Annotated in this window: 15 protein-coding genes; 6 read left to right on the top strand and 9 right to left on the bottom strand. The window is 36.5% G+C overall.

Features of this window, described 5'->3' with window-relative positions:
• Positions 1–12 precede the first annotated feature (12 nt).
• The 5 genes from DEU40_RS15015 to DEU40_RS14995 all read right to left on the bottom strand — a co-directional run bounded on the left by DEU40_RS15015 (position 13) and on the right by DEU40_RS14995 (position 7,783).
• On the bottom strand, positions 13–3,153 hold the full coding sequence (locus DEU40_RS15015; protein ID WP_110010593.1) for an efflux RND transporter permease subunit: 3,141 nt from the start codon (positions 3,151–3,153) through the stop codon (positions 13–15).
• A 9-nt stretch (positions 3,154–3,162) separates the two neighbouring features.
• Complete coding sequence (locus DEU40_RS15010) at positions 3,163–4,308, bottom strand: efflux RND transporter periplasmic adaptor subunit (protein WP_110010592.1); 1,146 nt, start codon at positions 4,306–4,308, stop codon at positions 3,163–3,165.
• Between the two features lie 218 nt (positions 4,309–4,526).
• Positions 4,527–5,441: a helix-turn-helix domain-containing protein gene (locus DEU40_RS15005; RefSeq protein WP_110010591.1), complete on the bottom strand. Its 915-nt coding sequence runs from the start codon at positions 5,439–5,441 to the stop codon at positions 4,527–4,529.
• An 85-nt stretch (positions 5,442–5,526) separates the two neighbouring features.
• Positions 5,527–6,273 carry a metallophosphoesterase gene (locus tag DEU40_RS15000; RefSeq protein WP_110010590.1) on the bottom strand — a complete coding sequence of 249 codons (747 nt, stop codon included), beginning with the start codon at positions 6,271–6,273 and terminating at the stop codon, positions 5,527–5,529.
• A gap of 121 nt (positions 6,274–6,394) precedes the next feature.
• Entirely contained in the window at positions 6,395–7,783 is a 1,389-nt protein-coding gene (locus DEU40_RS14995) for an MFS transporter (protein WP_110010589.1), read from the bottom strand.
• 142 nt (positions 7,784–7,925) lie between these two features.
• Between DEU40_RS14995 and DEU40_RS14990 the strand changes: the two genes are divergently transcribed.
• A complete protein-coding gene (locus tag DEU40_RS14990; protein WP_110010588.1) occupies positions 7,926–8,396 on the top strand; it encodes an Lrp/AsnC family transcriptional regulator in 471 nt (156 codons plus the stop codon).
• A 78-nt stretch (positions 8,397–8,474) separates the two neighbouring features.
• Here DEU40_RS14990 and DEU40_RS14985 read toward each other — a convergent pair whose 3' ends face one another.
• Positions 8,475–8,990 carry a hypothetical protein gene (locus DEU40_RS14985; protein WP_228406528.1) on the bottom strand — a complete coding sequence of 172 codons (516 nt, stop codon included), beginning with the start codon at positions 8,988–8,990 and terminating at the stop codon, positions 8,475–8,477.
• A 13-nt stretch (positions 8,991–9,003) separates the two neighbouring features.
• On the bottom strand, positions 9,004–10,005 hold the full coding sequence (locus DEU40_RS14980; protein ID WP_137904720.1) for a hypothetical protein: 1,002 nt from the start codon (positions 10,003–10,005) through the stop codon (positions 9,004–9,006).
• A 501-nt stretch (positions 10,006–10,506) separates the two neighbouring features.
• Here DEU40_RS14980 and mnmE point away from each other — a divergent pair.
• The 5 genes from mnmE (at position 10,507) to DEU40_RS14955 (ending at position 15,099) form a co-directional block, all read left to right on the top strand.
• On the top strand, positions 10,507–11,892 hold the full coding sequence (gene mnmE, locus DEU40_RS14975) for a tRNA uridine-5-carboxymethylaminomethyl(34) synthesis GTPase MnmE (RefSeq protein WP_110010585.1): 1,386 nt from the start codon (positions 10,507–10,509) through the stop codon (positions 11,890–11,892).
• A gap of 551 nt (positions 11,893–12,443) precedes the next feature.
• The gene (locus DEU40_RS14970; protein ID WP_110010584.1) at positions 12,444–13,016 is read left to right on the top strand and encodes a helix-turn-helix transcriptional regulator; all 573 of its coding nucleotides are present in this window, start codon (positions 12,444–12,446) and stop codon (positions 13,014–13,016) included.
• 119 nt (positions 13,017–13,135) lie between these two features.
• On the top strand, positions 13,136–13,417 hold the full coding sequence (locus DEU40_RS14965) for a hypothetical protein (protein ID WP_110010583.1): 282 nt from the start codon (positions 13,136–13,138) through the stop codon (positions 13,415–13,417).
• A gap of 116 nt (positions 13,418–13,533) precedes the next feature.
• Entirely contained in the window at positions 13,534–13,914 is a 381-nt protein-coding gene (locus DEU40_RS14960; RefSeq protein WP_110010582.1) for a helix-turn-helix transcriptional regulator, read from the top strand.
• A 78-nt stretch (positions 13,915–13,992) separates the two neighbouring features.
• A complete protein-coding gene (locus DEU40_RS14955) occupies positions 13,993–15,099 on the top strand; it encodes a site-specific integrase (RefSeq protein ID WP_110010581.1) in 1,107 nt (368 codons plus the stop codon).
• A gap of 678 nt (positions 15,100–15,777) precedes the next feature.
• Here DEU40_RS14955 and DEU40_RS14950 read toward each other — a convergent pair.
• Positions 15,778–16,662: a hypothetical protein gene (locus DEU40_RS14950; protein ID WP_110010579.1), complete on the bottom strand. Its 885-nt coding sequence runs from the start codon at positions 16,660–16,662 to the stop codon at positions 15,778–15,780.
• Positions 16,662–18,389, bottom strand: a complete 1,728-nt coding sequence (locus DEU40_RS14945) for a caspase family protein (protein ID WP_062696526.1) — start codon at positions 18,387–18,389, stop codon at positions 16,662–16,664. The genes DEU40_RS14950 and DEU40_RS14945 overlap by 1 nt, the downstream gene beginning before the upstream one ends.
• Positions 18,390–18,561 lie beyond the last annotated feature (172 nt).

Genomic DNA, 18,561 nt, shown 5'->3' with positions numbered 1-18,561 from the left:
AAATCATTTGAATTAATATTCCCAATCCGCATCGGTTACTACTCTTCCGTTGATTCTTTCATGCAATGCCTGGAATACCACAAAAAGAACAGGAACTACAAAAATTCCCAAAATGGTTCCGAAAAGCATCCCTGAAATGGCTGCATACCCGATGGAATGGTTCCCCATTGCTGAAGGACCTACCACGAATAATAATGGAATCAACCCGGTGATAAATGCAAGAGAAGTCATTAAAATAGGTCGTAAACGGGCTTTTGCTCCTTCTACTGCAGAAGCAATAAGGCTTTTCCCCGCTCTACGTCTCTGAATGGAAAATTCTACGATCAGGATACCATTCTTCGCCAGCAATCCGATTAGCATCACTAAAGCAATCTGTACATAAATATTATTGGAAAGTTCCGCAAACGTAATTCCCACAAATACTCCTGAAAGCCCTACCGGAATCGCGATCAAAACCGCTAATGGAAGGATATAACTTTCATATTGCGCAGATAAAAGGAAGAATACAAATACAATACATAACCCGAAGATCATAACAGATTGTGAGCTTGAACCTGCTTCTTCACGGCTCATCCCTTTATAATCATAAGTATATCCCGGAGGAAGTACCTGCTTGCTTACCTCATCAATGGCTGCCATAGCCTGTCCGGTACTGTATCCCGGAGCTGCCATTACTGTTAAGTTAGAAGAGTTGAATAGATTAAAACGATCTACTACTTCTGCTCCTGTCACCTGTTTCAGGCTTACCAATGTATTGACAGGAACCATCTGACCCAGGTTATTTTTAACGAAAATTCCGTTCAGAGATTCTTTATCCTGTCTTGTTTCCGGTGTAGACTGTACCAATACTCGGTAATATTTCCCGAATCTGTTGAAATCAGACGCCTGAATACTTCCATAATATCCCTGCATCACACCTAAAACATCAGAAACATTTACTCCAAGCTGCGCAGACTTCACTTCATCTACAAGCACCTCAAACTGCGGATAAGTAACGTCAAACGTAGTAAATGCCACGGCAACCTCAGGTCTCTGCATCAAAGCGCCCATCATTCCGTAGGAGATATTTCCTAAATTCTGAAGTTCTCCGTTGGTACGGTCCTGAAGCACCAGTTCCATCCCACTGGTATTACCGAAACCATCTACCGTTGGGGTATTGATCACAAGGAAATTCGCTCTTTTGTCCTGAGAAAGCATGCCTTGAGTTTGTCCGATGATATCGTTGATATTATTAACAGGTCCTCTCTCGCCTCCTTTTTTTAATTTAACAAAAATAGAAGCTGCCGAAGATGACATGGAACCACTGAATAAGTTCAGTCCGTCTACAGAAATTACTTTATCCACAGCCGGATTTTTCATTAAAAGATCTTCCGTATCGGAAACTACTTTAGACGTTCTATCCTTTGAAGCTCCGGGAGCAAGATTAGCAGTTACAATAATAAAACTTTGATCTTCATCCGGAATAAACCCTTTAGGTGTTGTCATAGACATCCATGCGAACAATCCTCCGAAGGCTACAATCAGAACCAAAGCCACCCATTTTCTTTTTAAAAGGAACAATACTGCTTTTCCATAACGGAAAGTAAGTTTATTGAAACTTGCATTGAAACCTGCAAAGAAACGGTCTTTAAAATTCATTTTCTCATGCGTTCCCGGATGATGTTGTTTTAAGAATAAAGCACACAAAGCCGGACTCAAAGTCAATGCGTTCACCGCTGAAATCACAATGGCAATCGCCAGTGTCAATGCAAACTGCTGGTAGAATAATCCTGTAGAACCACTCATAAAGGCTACAGGAACGAATACGGCAGACATAATCAACGTAATCGAAACAATTGCTCCTGTGATCTCACTCATGGCCGACATAGTAGCTGCTCTCGGGTTGAGTTTTTTATGTTCCATTTTAGCATGAACTGCCTCTACTACTACAATAGCATCATCTACCACAATACCAATCGCGAGTACTAATGCGAACAAGGTCAGAATATTGATAGAGAATCCGAAAACCTTCATAAAGAAGAATGTTCCTACAATCGATACCGGAACCGCAATAGCCGGAATCAACGTGGAGCGGAAATCCTGAAGGAAAATATATACCACAATAAAAACCAGGATAAATGCTTCTATCAGGGTATGAATTACCTGTTCTATGGATTGATCCAGTGCATCTTTTGTAGCATAAGGAATTTCATAATCCATTCCTGCCGGGAAGGATTTTTTCAGTTCTTTCATTCTTTCCTGAAGCGCAATCTGTACTTCATTGGCATTGGATCCTGCCATCTGGAAGATCGCCATCGTTACCGAAGCTTTTTTATTATAATTGGAAGATACCGTATAACTGTACGCTCCGAATTCTACTTTGGCAATATCTTTTAACTTTAAAACAGAACCGTCATTCAACGCTTTAATTGTAATATTTTCATATTGTTCAGGTTCTGTAAATTTTCCTTTGTAACGAAGCACATATTCCATGACCTCTTTACTTCTTTCCCCTAATCTTCCGGGTGCTGCTTCAAGGTTTTGAGTCTGAATGGCTCTGGAAACATCGGAAGGCGTAAGATTATACGAAGTCAGTTTATTCGGATCCAGCCAGATACGCATGGAATAATCTTTATTTCCGTATACCATGGCATCTCCTACTCCTTTTACTCTTTTAAGCTCAGGAACGATATTGATTTTCGCATAGTTTTCAAGAAAAAGATCACTCATCGTACCATCTTTACTGGTCAAAGAGACCATCGCGATCATACTGTTCTGTCTTTTCACCGTAGTGATTCCAGCCTGAATTACCTCTGCGGGAAGCTGGTTGGTCACCTGCGCCACTCTGTTCTGAACGTTAATGGCCGCCTGATCGGGATCTGTTCCTAATTTAAAAATAACAGTAATACTTAAAGTACCATCATTACTCGCTGTGGAAGTAATATAATCCATGTTTTCCACTCCATTGATGGCATTTTCCAAAGGTGGTGCTACGGACCTGGCAATGGTTTCAGCATTGGCTCCCGGATAGGCCGCTGTTACCATAACGGTAGGAGGCGCAATGTCCGGAAATTTTGTAATCGGAAGGCTTACCATCCCGACGATCCCCAGAATAACAAGCAATACGGAGATAACCGTTGCCAGTACGGGTCTTTTTATAATTTTCTTTAACATGATTTCTTCTTAGGATTTTTTCTGTTGAGCATTTTTCTTTTGTGCCACGACAGGAGTTCCCGGCTGTAGACGGTCAAAACCGCTGGTGATATATTCATCTCCAGCCTTAAGTCCTTTGGCTACAATGAATTTGTCCCCGGCTTTTCCATTCACTTCTACAGGCAACATGGCTGCTTTCCCACCCTGAATGGTGAATACAAAAACTTTATCCTGAATGGTTCTGGTAGAAGCAATCGGGAGTAGAACAACATTGCTGTAGAACTGATCCAGTACAATTTTACCCGTGTTTCCACTTCTCAAAAGATTGTTGGGATTGTTGAATTTTGCTCTTAGCGTGATTGATCCGGTTGTTTTATTAAACTGACCTTCCACCGCATCAATCTTTCCTTTCTCAGCATATTTTTCACCTCCTGAAAGCAATAATGAAACTGCCGGAGTATTTTTTATCACTTCATCAATACTGCTTCCCGTGTACTGTTTCTGGAAATTATTAAAATCATTTTCGCTCAGACTGAAGTAAGTATACACCTGATGAATGTCTGATAACAGAGTAATCGGATCCTGATTACCCGGCGTCATTAAACTTCCCAGACGATAATTGAATCTTCCGATAAATCCGCTTACCGGAGCTTTAATGGCAGAGAAGTTTAAATTAATTTTTGCAGATTCAATGGTAGACGTAGACTGGCTTACCGCTCCACGTGCTGCATTATAAGCCGCCTCCGCTTCTTTCACCTGAATTTCCGAAACCATTTTGTTTCTGAACAGTTCTTTTTTTCTGTCCAGATCAATTTTAGAAGTTGAAAGATTAGCCTGAGCGGTAATCAAAGATGCCTGAGCACTTTTCAGCTGTTCACGGAAAACCTGATCTTCAATTTTGAACAATGGCTGTCCTGCCCTCACAAAGTCACCTTCATCAACAAAAATTTTGCTTAAATATCCTGTTACCTGAGGTCTGATTTCCACATTGGAAACTCCCTCGATAGATGCTGCATATTCTCTGGAAACAGAAGCGTCTCCCTGTGTTACTTTGGCCACAGGTAATTCCTGTGCCTGCTGCTGATAGCCCTGGTTTTGATTATTTTTCCTGCATCCTGCCAATATGATCAGTGAGAGGAAAAGTAGAGTCGATTTTTGAATAAAAAATCTTTGCATAACAATAGTCCTTTTAAATTTTCCGCACAAAAATCGAACGAAAAAAATTCAATAGGATTATTCGAAAAACTCCTTGTTTTGTCAAAAAGACTCCTTATTTTGAAAAACATGAGAAATATCATTCATAGACAATATAAATGACACTATTTGCTATTATTAATCAAAATAATAGTTGAAATTTGGTAAAAAGACGTCTTAAAAACACAAATTACTGATTATCAATACAAATCATCTTTTTTATATTCCAATGGAGATCTTCCCGCGTGTTTTTTAAAAAACTTATTAAAAGACGCCTGATCTGAAAAACTCAGCTTTGATGCGACCTCACTGACATTCAGATTGGGATTTTTCAATAACAGCCTGGCTTCCACAGCGAGCACCTGATGAATAATATCTCTTGGAGATTTAAACACTGTTTTATTGATCACCTTTGTAAGGTATTTACGGCTGATAAAAAGTTTATCGGCATAGAACTGGACGTTGTGTTCTTCTTTGAAATGATCCTGAACAAGTTTAAAGAAACTGGTCGTCAACTCATCTTCTCTGTGGGTAACCGGATGAGGTCTTTCCGTTTTCTTGAAATAATTATCAATTTCGTAAATCACCAGTGAAAAGTGATGCCATATCATTTCTTTGAAATAATAATTCTCTTTTTCTTTATCATTCAAAACCTTCAGCTCATCGAGATGGAAATTCACTTTCCTGTACACGTCCGGTTCATTCCTGATGATATTGGCCGGATCAGAAGATAAGCTCTTAAGGACATTATTTGATTTATAATTAAAACCTGCATCGGATATAAAGTTCAGTGAAAAGAAAATATATTTAGCATTGTAATCTTCTGTAATTTCATCCAGCCAAAACGTTTCCAGCATGGGACAAAAAATAATATCGCCTTTGGTAACACTATAACTCTTATCATCCAACCTGAATGTAACACCTCCTTTCTGCACCATAAAAATGCAGAAATAATCAGAACGATAAGGCATATTCGGTTGTATAATGTAGTTTGCCTTATCAATTTCCATCACTACAAATTCCTTGATTCTAAGATCAAACTCCACTTGCTGAAGTACTTCATCAAAGGCCAGCTGGGAAACAAAATCAGGTTTTGGTTGGGATTTTTTAGGCATTGGAAAGAAAATTAAACACGAAGGTAGTGGAAAAAGGAAAAAGTGCCAAGAAGCCCAATTATCAAATTTTACTTTTTATTGCTTGCTAAATAACAATCAGTAATTCCTTATCATATCCGTTATATTTTTCATCAATATAGCCATGAGGATTACAGATCACTTCTGTTTCTCCAATCTTATATCTGCACGGCGTATGGATATGCCCATGAATCCAGTATAATGGTTGATACGCTGTAATCAAATCTTCTAAATCTGAAGCATAAGCAGCTGTTAACGGATCTTCTTTGTAATGTTCAGGAACAGATTGTATGCTGGGTGCATGATGGGTAACGATAATATTTTTAAATCCTTTTGAGTCTTCAAGGCTTTCTTTTAGCCATTGCCTTGAAAGCTGATGAATTTTAAAGGTATCCAAAGTTCTCATTTTCCAATAGGAAGGATCTCTTCTGATCATTTTATAGTCGTTCATCTTTGACTGACAAAGTATTCCATACTGAACAGGATTTCCAAAGATGGAAAAATCCGTCCACAGCGTTGCCCCATGAAAACGAATTCCATCAATGTCTACAAATGAATTTTCCAGCACATGGACATTGGAGCCCAACGCTGCCTCTTTGATTTTATGAAGTGTTTTCGGGTAAGAACCTTTATAGTATTCATGATTACCCAAAACATAGATTACAGGTTTATTGGGTATTGCTTCTTTAATCCATTCCATTCCTTTGGTTCCCAGATTGATATCCCCTGCCAGCACAACCACATCTGCGTGATCAAAACATAATTCCGTACTTCCAAATTCCCGATGAAGATCGCTGATGACCTGTATTTTCATGATGAATAGTTAAAAAGCAAAGGTAGTAAAGGGAAACAGAATAGCAAAAGTCCAAAAAAAGAACCGATACCTAAACACCGATTCTTTCCTCATATAGTTTGTATATTTTTAAGACCGCTTATTATGAAACGGCTACTTCTGCCTGTTTCACTTTTACGCTTTTCAATATAAAATAGAATAACATTCCAAGAGCTAATAAAGCGTAGCTGATCAAAATAATCAGATTCAGACTTCCTACTGATAATTCTGATGGAAAGATCTGACTCATCAACGTCATGAATGACAACCCGATACCTGCTCCCAAAAAGTAACTTGTAGAGCTCAAACTTGATGCCAATCCGTAATGTGCAGGCTCAACATCCTGAATTCCCATTACTGAAAGTGCGGTAAAACAAAATGTCATTCCAACTCCGGAGATACATGCAGCTCCCAATAAAACTACTGTTAGCGGATGTCCTGCGTAAACTGAAATCAACAGCAGCAATCCTCCGGTCAGCATAAACGACCATCCTAAAACACCCATTTGAGAAGAGCTCAGACGTTTTGATAGGTGTGGCAGAATGAATTTAGCCGTCAAAGCAGACAGGATACTGAACGGAACAAGCATTAATCCTGCAGAAGCAGCGCTGTAGCCCATATCTTTCTGAAGCATCAGTGAAATCAGGAATAAAAATCCGATAAAAAATGCTCCCAGAGTAAAGAATACAGCATTGGAAACTACTAAAGATCTGTGTTTAAACAGTTTTAAATCTACCAATGGCTCTGCAACGGATTTTAAACGGTAGTATACCATAACAAGAAGTACTAAAGCAAGTATTATAGAACCTGTTACCAGGAAAGGCTGTTCTTTGATGTGAACCAATTCGTGCGTTCCGTAAGTCAGGCTTAGCAATCCAAGCACCATCAATATTCCTGAAACCATATCGGTTTTCTGAGCGGTTTCGCTTTTTTCATCGGTTGGCAGATAATAGTACGACAGCACCAATGTGATTAAAAGAATAGGAACATTGATCAGGAAAACCCAATGCCAGCTCAGGTAAGTACTGATGATTCCGCCTACTGAAAGACCACTTCCTGAACCAATGGCAGCAAATGAACTGAAAATTCCGATAGCCCGGTTTCTCTCCTGCTCCTCTCTGAACGTATTGGTCACAATGGATAACGCTGAAGGCATTACCAATGCTGCTCCCAATCCCTGCAAAGCACGGAATATTGTCAGCACTTCAAAGTTTTGGGATAATCCAGCGCCTAATGAAGTCAGCATAAAGATCAGCGCTCCAAGCAAAAACATTTTCTTTCTTCCGATCTGATCTGAAAGCTTTCCTCCAATGATCAGAAATCCCCCAAAGAATAATACATAGAGCGTCTGCAGCCACTGAACAGTCTCTGCTCCAATCTGAAACTGCTGCTGAATAGAAGGAATGGTCAAATTAATAATGGCAATATCCAACGCTTCTACAAATGTTCCTACCGATGCTAAAATTAATATTAAATTCTTCCTTGTATCCATGTTTCAAATTTCCTGCAAAATTAAAATTAACAGAACGTATATAAAAATTTAATCTTAAATTTGGAACAATATTAAATATTTCAAATATTTAAAAGAACAAAACATCTGATCTACCAGGAAAAACCTATAAAAACAGAACAAAATGGCAACTGAAAACTATATTCCTGATGAAAAAGACTTATCTATCCTCCGTCTTCTTCAGAAAGATGCGAAGATGAGTATCCGTGATATTTCGGCCAGAATCAATTTGAGTCCTACACCTACGCATGAGCGTATCAAACGTATGGAAAAACAGGGGATCATTAAAGAGTATACTGCTGTGGTTGACCGTAAAAAGGTTAATAAAGGAATGATGGTGATCTGTATGATCGCTTTAAATGTTCACAACAAGAAAACTGCGGGAAAATTCATTGAGGAAGTGGGCAGATTGAAGGAAGTGGTAGAATTTTACAATATCAGCGGGGATTTTGACTTTATGCTGAAGATCCTTGCTCCCAATATGGATGAATTTCATGAGTTTTTCGTGAACAAATTATCAGAAATTGAAGGAATCGGCCAGACGAAGAGCATTTTTGTTATGAACAGCATTAAGGAAAGTGCGCAGATTGTGTAAGACAAAATAAAAAGCAGCTGCGTGAAAACATGCAGCTGCTTTTTATAGTCAATCAATATTAGATTAATTTTTCATCATCTATTTCCAGTAATTCCAGACTGATCCGTCAAATACCGCCAGTGTTTTACTGACTGTATCATAGCACATCATACCCGGATAAGGATTTTTCACATTAAGATGCGGTGCTGCTATTTGAGGAAGAATCATCGCTTTATTCTGAGATTCCAGAACCAATACGCCATCAGCAGAACTTGCAGTCTCCCCCATAATGACTCCTTTTCCCGTTTCTGCAGAATTATTAGCGATAACCACACTTGAATTACCGGCATCTGACAGGGATTTCCAAACATCATTTTCGTACATTTTTACTTTGTTGTCCGTGACATCAAAGATGAATGTTCCGTTCTCCAAAGATCCTGCAGGAAAACCAGATGTTGCGGGAAGAATTATACCCTTTGTATTTCCTGCTACGTTATCAAAATCTAAGACCGTACTGTTTCCATCCACGGACTGTTTACCAATCGCAACCTGAGCAAAAAATGTATTGGAAATAACCAAAGCAGCTGCTATACTTATATTTTTTATATTGTTCATATTCTTTATCAGTTTAATCATTACAGCTTCTTTCTACACATTTCCATTCCGTACCGTTGTACAGTTTTACACATTTATCCTGAATATCATACAGAAGCATTCCTTCTTTCGGTTCTGCGATGGCGTCTCCGGGCTGTGGCGTCTGGCTTACATGCTGAACTCTGGTAATCACAAAGCCTTTATTTTTTGATTCCATGGCCAGGAATCCGTTAGGTATATTTTCAGGCCACGAATCGCTTTTCTGCTGTATGGTAATTCCAAATTTTGTATATCCGTCCGGTGTCCCAGAAATTCCGGGCTTTGTACAAAATCCGTCGATCTCATCAATAATCACGGGAGCATTTCCACAGCTCGTTTTGTCTTCTGATAGTCCTTCGGGCCAGAGAGCAGGACACATGGCTTTGGTTGCATTAGGTCCGCAGAAGCTTGAATTCCCCATTCCCAATCCTATAACAGATCCCATGGCAATGGTTACGATCTGGCTGTCATCACTGATAATGGAAGCTCCTCCACCACCACTTACGTCTGCTTTTGCAATACAGTAAGCTCTTCCGGTAGGAACACCTACATATTCAACAGAAGGGTATGTCGTAGACTGCTGGGTAAATGTTCCGCAAATTTCTACCACGCTGCTTGTTCCCATTTCAATAACGGAAGTTGTTCCGGGATAGAAACCGCCAAATGTCGGGTCTTCCTGAATCACTGATCCTACAAGAGATAAGAAAGATTTGGTTCCCAGTTTAATTTTTGAATTTTTCTGAGACCCGAAAGTTCCTACTTTCACAGTTCCTGTACATTTAACACTTGTTCCGTCAGTAATTTCCAGAATCCCATCAACCTGAATACTATTGGATTGCAGCTGTCCGGATTGTATAATAAGGGCAGCCCCGTTCGGAATGCTGATATTGGTACTTACACTTAGGTTTCCATTGAGGCAATACGTGTTTCCGCTTGTCATGGCCTGCCCTGTATAAGGAATACACTGAGCATAGGCTACAGCACTGAAAATGAGCATTAATAAAAAAATCAATTTTTTATTAAAATTTAAAAAAAATAGTTTATTCATATACATTTATAATACTTTAACAAATTATTACTGCTTTAATAATAAATTTTTAAACTTTCAACATCATCGACCCCCACTAACAACAATTAACATACCAAACAATTGTTTAATTTTTTAATACTTACATGATATTTTACCACCCCACATTATTACCGGCGTTGTTAAAAAACTCTTATAAATGTTACACCACAACCAACTACACCTTCCAAATTGTGTTTATATTCAGCAGAATTATTTTTCAAATTTTTACATTTCAAATCGTATTTTCACCCTGTGTTTAATAGAAATAATTCTGCACTTGTTGATATAACAGGTACTTCTTTATACAGCAAGCCTCTCAAAACATAGCTTGTTTTTAAAACCTACGCAGTTTTTAACTGAATACAGCAATAGATAATCTGAATAGCAGATCTGAATGAAAAATCACATTAAAAACCGTAAATTTGCAGCATGAATAACGATACGATATGCGCGCTGGCTACGGCCAATGGAATAGGTGCTTTAGGCATCATCCGTGTTTCAGGAAATGAAGCTTTATCTGTGGTTCAGAAAAGTTTTCCGGCCAAAAATCTGGAAAAACAGAAATCCCACACCATCCATTACGGTTATTTTATGGATGAAGAGGAAGCGATTGATGAAGTGATGCTTTCTATTTTCCTGGCTCCGAAAAGTTTCACCACTGAGAATTCTGTGGAGATTGCTTTTCACGGCTCTCCACATATCGGAAAACGTATTCTTGAAACCCTGATCAAAAACGGAGCGAGAATGGCCAAAGCAGGAGAATTTACTCTTCGTGCCTTTATCAACGGGAGAATTGACCTTTCCCAGGCGGAAGCGATTGCTGATGTGATTGCTTCTGAAAATGAAGCTTCGAGAAAAGTTGCGATCAATCAATTAAAAGGAGGCATCACCAATGAAATCTCTGTATTAAGAACGGATCTTTTAAATTTCGTTTCCTTAATTGAGCTGGAGCTTGATTTTGCCGAAGAAGATGTGGAATTTGCTGACAGAAGTGCTTTAAGTGGATTATTGGATAAAATTGAAGTCAAACTAAATTCTTTGATTGAAAGTTTCCAATACGGAAATGCCATTAAAAACGGAACCGCCGTTGCCATCATCGGAAAACCGAATGCCGGAAAGTCTACGCTGCTGAACTCTCTTTTAAAAGAAGAAAGAGCTATCGTAAGTAATATTGCCGGAACCACGAGAGATACCATTGAGGAAGTTCTTCATATTAAAGGTCATGCTTTCCGGTTAATTGACACTGCCGGACTTCGTGAAACGGTGGATGAAATTGAAGCGATCGGGGTAAAAAAAGCAAAAGAAAAAGTAGAAAACGCCAATATTCTCGTGTATCTGGCAGATGCTGCGACCGAGGATTTTTCTGAAGATATTGAAATGATTCAATCCTTGTTAAGAGAAGATCTGAAACTGATTATCTGCGCAACAAAAATTGACGAAGTAATTCCCACAAAATACGAAACGGTAGAAGATATTTTCAGAAACGCCATTTCTCATGATTTTGATTTTATTAAAATCTCAGCCGTTGAAAATCAAAACATCCAGGATCTGAAAAATGAACTTTCTTCGTATGTGGAACATCTAAAAACTGAAGAAAATAACGTTGTCATCACCAATCAACGACACTTTGAAGCCTTAAGAAAATCCATGGATGCCGTTCATAAAGTAAAAGAAGCTATTTCTTTCCAGATCTCTACAGAATTACTCGCGTACGAGCTTAGAAATGCACTGGAACATCTTGGAGAAATCTCCGGAGAGGTAACCAATGATGAAGTGCTGGGGAATATTTTTTCTAAGTTTTGTATCGGGAAATAACGCATTTAAGTAACTGAAAATCAACGACTTACAACGATCAAGTAAGCCCTTTTAAATATACTATAAACCACTGTATTACAGTGTTTTATGTGTTTTACAAAAGAAAATTAGCACTATAAATCAGTTAAATTTGTCCCCAGTTTTGTCCCCTAGTTCCAAAATAAAAATCGTGCGATTTTATTGGTTAATTCACTGCACTTAATATATACTAGCATACTCTAAATGAATTAATTAGTATTTATTTAAAGGTAATTCTTTAGAACTTTTACAGGCTTTTTTATAATAGTTCATTTTCATACAAAACGATTTAGATTTAAACAATTTACCATTAGTATAAAGGTTAATTTACTGTACTTAATGAGTCTAATTTCTATATAAATTGATTAACAATTATTAAAGTTGATTTCTAAGATTCTTTTAAGCATTTTATAATCGACTTTTGAGACAATTTAACTGTATTATTTTAGACTTTGGACAATTTATTGCATTCATTTACAACCATTCTATTTTTAGATATATATTCAATATGCACAACTAGTTAGAACAAAGCAATGAGTACACATATCCACATATTGAAAACATGCGAATATTGTGGATTAGAATTTGCAGCCAAAATCACTGTAACAAGGTTTTGCAGTCAAAGATGTAGAACAAAAATGTATAAGAGATATAATAAAAATTCATCTCAAACAATAGAAAATAAGAATTTATACAATTTTAAAATGTACACTTATTCTCCCTTTGATTGCATGACGATAAAAGAAGCTTCCAGTATTATAGGATGTGCCCGAACTACAATCTATGATATGATCAAAAAAGGAAAGTTATCTTCTATTAATTTTAGTCAGAGAAAAACCAGAGTTTTTAAGGAAGAAATTGAAAAGTTATTATATCAAAATAAAACAGAAATAGAACCTTTTATATTTAAAGATGAAGATACAAAAATAAAAAACTGTTGGACAATAAATGAGATCATTAACCTATATAAAATCTCTGCCAGTGCCCTGTACAATAAATTGAAAATATATAATATAATTAAAATAAAGAAGGGAAAATCTGTTTATGTATCTAAAGAAATTATACGTAGGTTATTCAATACAGTTATCAAAAAAAATAATAATTAATATAGTTGATTTTATATTATTGAAAGGTCTATAAAAGACAAATTAGGCTTTTCAAAGACATAATTTAAAACTAAACAGAGTTCATAATATTTTTGTAGACAACTCTAAAACAAAATATTATGACACTTATTAAATTACGTAAAAAGCCTGCAGCTAAAAATACTGTTAGACTTTATTTAGATGCTTATCCTCCTATCTATGATCCATTAACTGGAAAATCGCAGCGAAAATTTTATTTAAAACTTTTTCTGTATCGCATGCCTAAATCGCAACTTGAAAAAAAACATAATGACCAAACACTGTTCCTAGCAGAAAATTTAAGAATAAAAATGATGCTTGAAGTATATAATAATAGGATTAGCAATAAACTACGATTGAGTATATTATCAGGAAATTACTAAACCTCTAGAATTCTCAAACATTACAGTATCCACTATTATGAATACACATTGCAAAAATGTTATGGGTTATCCCATATTAAATTATTTGGTTAACAGTCCACTTTAAAAACATTGATATGAGTTCTAACATTGAGATCATAAGAATATGCCAATATTGTGGCAAGGAATTTATCGCAAAAACAACAGTCACAAAGTACTGCAGCCATACCTGTAATAAAAAAGCATATAAAGCTGAACTAAAAACAAAAAAAATAGAGAAAAGTAACATCAACACTCAACTTTTTAAAGAATCCTCTATGGATACTATAAATAGCTCTGCTTTTCTAACCGTTAAAGAATCAGCCTGCTTATTGAAATGTAGTAAGCAAATGATATATGATCTAGTTAATTCTGGACGTTTAAAATCAATAAAACTATCTGTAAGAAATACCAGAATTAGTAGAATAGAAATTGATAATCTTTTTAAGATTAGTATTCGAAAAGTCAAAGAGAATTAGCAGTCGAAAAAACTGCAATTGTGAAAAAGACCTTTTGACCTTTAAACTATGTTTTATTAATGAGAAAATAAACCGGTGATGACAAGGGTAAAACTAAGACAAAAGCCCATAAGTAATGGACAAGAATCTCATTATTTGGATATCTATCCTCCCATAGCACATCCAATAACGGGAGAACTTAAGAGAAAGTATTTTCTACATTTACACACCTATTTGAATCCTAAAAATAATGTAGAAAAACTACATAATATTGAAACTTTGAAATTGGTAGAATATAGAAAAGCCGAACGTCTAATAGATATTCAAAATAAAAATTATGATTTTTTAATCAAAAAAAGGATATCAGATTTTACGGAATTCTTTCAAGCTGAAGCAAACAAAAGACCAGATTCATACAATTGGCAAATGGCTGTAAGGTATTTTCAGAATTTTTGCGGAAAAAATTTACCTTTTATTGAGCTCGACTATCCTACATGTGAACAGTTTAGAAATTTTTTATTATCTAATCCATCTATTGGCAGATACGAAAGAAAAATCAGTCTTAATACTGCATCATCTTATTTTGACAAATTTAGAAATACCATTAAGAGTGCTTTTAATAATAAATATATTTTAACAGATTTCAGTACAATGCTCAAAGGAATAAAATTAGAGGAAACTCATCGCTGTTTCCTGTTCTTACATGAGCTACAAAGTATGGCTGATGCAAAATGTGAATCACAATTAGTTAAAAAAGCTGGCTTATTTTCCGCATTAACCGGTTTTCGTTTTTCCGATATTAAAAACCTTGTATGGGGTGACATACAAGGGTCTAAGGGCAGTTTTTACATTATATACAAACAAAGTAAAACTGGAAATGCAGAATACTACCCTATATCAGATAAGACATTAGAAATATTAGGTCTTCCAAAAGATAATAATGAAAAAGTTTTTGAAGGAATTAAGTATGATGATGTTATTAAATTTCTTAAACCATGGCTAAAGAATGCCGGCATCAACAAATACTTTACGTTTCATGGCTTTCGACATACATTTGCTACATTACAGCTTGCATCAGGCACATCCATTTATACAATTTCTAAACTTTTGGGCCATAGAAACCTTAAGACAACAGAAATTTATACTAAAATAATAGATTCCGTTACCAGGGAAGCGTCATTAAAAATTAAGTTAGATTTTTCTTAAAATTTGGAAAATAACAATAATTTTCTTATTGTATTGATACATTAAACTGTAATTCTCAGACAGCGAGGTACAACTACAAGCATATGCAAAATCTATGGTAAAATAAGATATTACTTATTAGCAAATATATTTGACAGAAATAAGCCATCCATTTTTCATCGATAACTATATTATTAGTATTGCCATACTGGAAGGCTTATTTTTTTATCAATATTTAGTATAGGATCCGTTGACCTATGAGCCTGAGAAAACGATCCTGTTCCATCTTTTTGACGGTGCGAATTACTGTCTCTACACGCAGTCTAGTCAGGTTTGCAATCTACTGTCTTATCAGAGGGACGTATGAAAATTTCAAATTATTAATATATGCATGTATTTAAATCAGTTTTACCGCCTAGGTAGGGTGAAAGACCGCAGTACATCTTGATTATATAAAAAACAAATCATAATGGAAACAATAACAGGGATGCAAATTTTATTCCTGATCAGAGAAATGCTTCCTTGATTACAAAGTAGGAAGACAATTTTTGAGGGGTTAAATTACCCTTCAATTTTTAACGTCAATACTATATTGAAACATACTTAGTAAATAGTGTCTTTTTTGCAAATATATCCAAGAAGCCTACTTGAGAAATGTAGTAATAATATCAATGCTTTCCACCTAAAACTGTACAAATTCTATTCATTACACGCCATGATATCAGAAATAGACTTCGCTACAAAAGCATTGCTCAAATAACCTTCTATACCATGTCTATTATCTGTTTTATTGATTACGTCAATATTCAAAATTTCGGGATTTACCTTGAAATGCGCTGCTTCTAGTGCTCGTAATGAAACAATGTCACGTTTATCATATAAATTAGTCCAACTTCCACTAACTACCAGCGGAAAAGTTGGTGATGTGTACAGTTGTCTGATAATAGCCTTCATTCCAAGAGGTGAACCCAAAGTAATCAGGCCACAAATATTGTAATCTTCTTTTTTCAACATATGCAGAACTTCATATGCGATCACAGTCCCTAGTGAATGTGCTATAATAATTGTTGGTTCACTGGTTAAGGCATCGGTGACCAATTTATTGATAACAACTTTTACGTCTGGAACCACAAGGTAAGTCACGACATCATCTGTTTCCTTTAATATGAGGTCATTAGCATATTTTTTTCCGTAACGATCCAGAATCCTTGCTAAAGCAAGAATTATAGGATTATTTTGGAGTCCCCGCTCCTGCGTTTCCATCTTCATTTCCTCTAATATCTGTTTTGGTGTGATACCCGCATTTTCAGCCATATCGTTCAGCAGATCATTGTGAAGGGCCTGTATCTCGTCCAGATCTTCGGCCGAACGCATCTGATATTTTCCACTATGCACATCGTCCTTAAATTGATCCTTTAAAGAAATTAATTCTTTGCCATAATAAGGCATGTGCAGTGTCACACCTTCCGGATATGAAATACCTGCATTTTCAAATGACTTTTTAAGTTCGGTTGTCCATTTATCCAGTAACTCTTCCTGGCTAGAGTGCTCTTGTGCCCTACCGTGTATAAATAAGATACGCATTACAATTGTGTTAGATTATCGTGAATATTTCGAAAGCCTTCCCTGGAAAAAGAGGTCCAAAGACCTGGTTGAAGATATGGAACCAAGTTTTCCAAAGGATTGTAGCCTAATAAGTCAATATAAGACCAGCCCTGGGTTAGTAAAGGGATCTGTATCATGTCATTTTGTTGGGTAGAGGGATATCTATTTGAAAGTCGCTCCAATAAAGAGATATCTCCAAGTATGGATTGGTTATTTTGTTGTAAGAAATCATATAAAGAGTGGACCCCTTCAAAGTCCCCATTTTGAAAATAAGCATATGCTGCAAAAAGTCCTAATGTAGGCTCAAGATGTTTATACTTCCGGTAATAATTCCCACCTTGATTTAACTCATAGGTACTTTGAAAAATCCCTTTTTTGGCTGCCATAATTATATTTGACTTCCTTTCGGCTACCTCATTAGCATAATGCCTAGACTCGTGTTTACCATTTGGATCCGTTGGAAAATAATTGACTGTCAATAATTCATTTTTATGAAAAACAACCTGAGTAAAAAAACCGCGGAGCAATGTTATCGGGTAAAATCTTTTACCTCCATAATTTCCGATAAAATACATCGCGTTTGAACCATGATCAACATCGCTGAAATCAAAAATCTGTGGAGATGAGAAATTCCGCCTTGCGTCATTCCATTGACGATCTTGTTGCCTGCTGCTGAAAACTAGAGGATTTCTCACCCCCTTCACATATAGTCCAGTCTCACCTTGCTGAAATAGTGCATCAGCAGTGAAAAAGTCATAGTCAAGTTTAAAATCCCTTTTTATTTGTTGCATTTCCCTTGCGGAGCTGCCACCTTTAGCACGTAAATAAAAATTCAGCTTTTCAGAAACTACTTCTGTATCAACTGGGATCGGCTCTTGGTCCGTTATCAATGAAAGCCCTGTTTCACCAATAGTTTCGACAAGAACCTGTTCACTAAATTTGGATAAAAAAAGTGGGTCGGACGAAGAAACACTACCAATAGGAAACTGTTTCTTACCCGTTGCCAAATAGATTTCGTCGGGCACTTTCGTTTTCAGATAATCATTGAGTTCATGAGAAAGGACCGCCGGAAATGGAGGATTTAGCCGTTTTATCGGCCTGATAACTTCTGTAACTTCACCATTTAAGCATTTTAGTAAATTATCACTGTAAACACTTCGGTAATTTCCATCTTCATCCATCACATCAATTGACTTAGCTCCTGAATGAGTCGAATAAAATGTGTCTATTTCTGTCCTATTGTTACGAGTTAGATTGGGGAACAATGCACCTGGATCTAATCCTTGTACCGTGGTTGCACTAGAAGCGCTACGGCAGGCGTCAGAAATGAAAACTACGTGCTTAATACCTGACCGGTAAGCCCTCTGCTGGCAAGACAGAACACTAGCGCTTTCTGAAGTATCCCGCAAATAACCGGGAAATAACCAAATATCTTCACCCGCTGCGCGTTCAACCCCATGTCCGGCAAAATAAATTAAAAGCTGATCTGTTCCCTCGTCAATAATAGTGCTAACCGTATTTAGAATGTAAGTTCTTGTACATTCGCCAGATGTACTCTCTCCTCTAGGCTCATCCACAAAAAGTGCGGTAATATATCCTTGTCCCTCTGCCCAGTTTTTCATCTTTATGGCGTAACTTGACGGTGATGCCAGATATGGCATTTCAGGTATTTGATTTATCCCTATTAATATAGCATGTTTGGTCATTAATGGCTAAAAGTTTTATTAACGAAAATACTGATATTTTAGTTACACAACAACCATTTATTCGCTGAACTGAACTCTTAAATGACTATAAAAAAATATTTTTAGTATTCCAATCTTAGTTTTCTATGTTTACACAGCAAAGGCCAAAGCACATTTACCCAAGTAAAATATC

The sequence above is a fragment of the Chryseobacterium sp. AG844 genome (genome assembly GCF_003182335.1).
In the GTDB taxonomy this organism is placed as follows: domain Bacteria; phylum Bacteroidota; class Bacteroidia; order Flavobacteriales; family Weeksellaceae; genus Chryseobacterium; species Chryseobacterium cupriresistens.
This window is presented reverse-complemented; position numbering and strand designations above follow the sequence as displayed.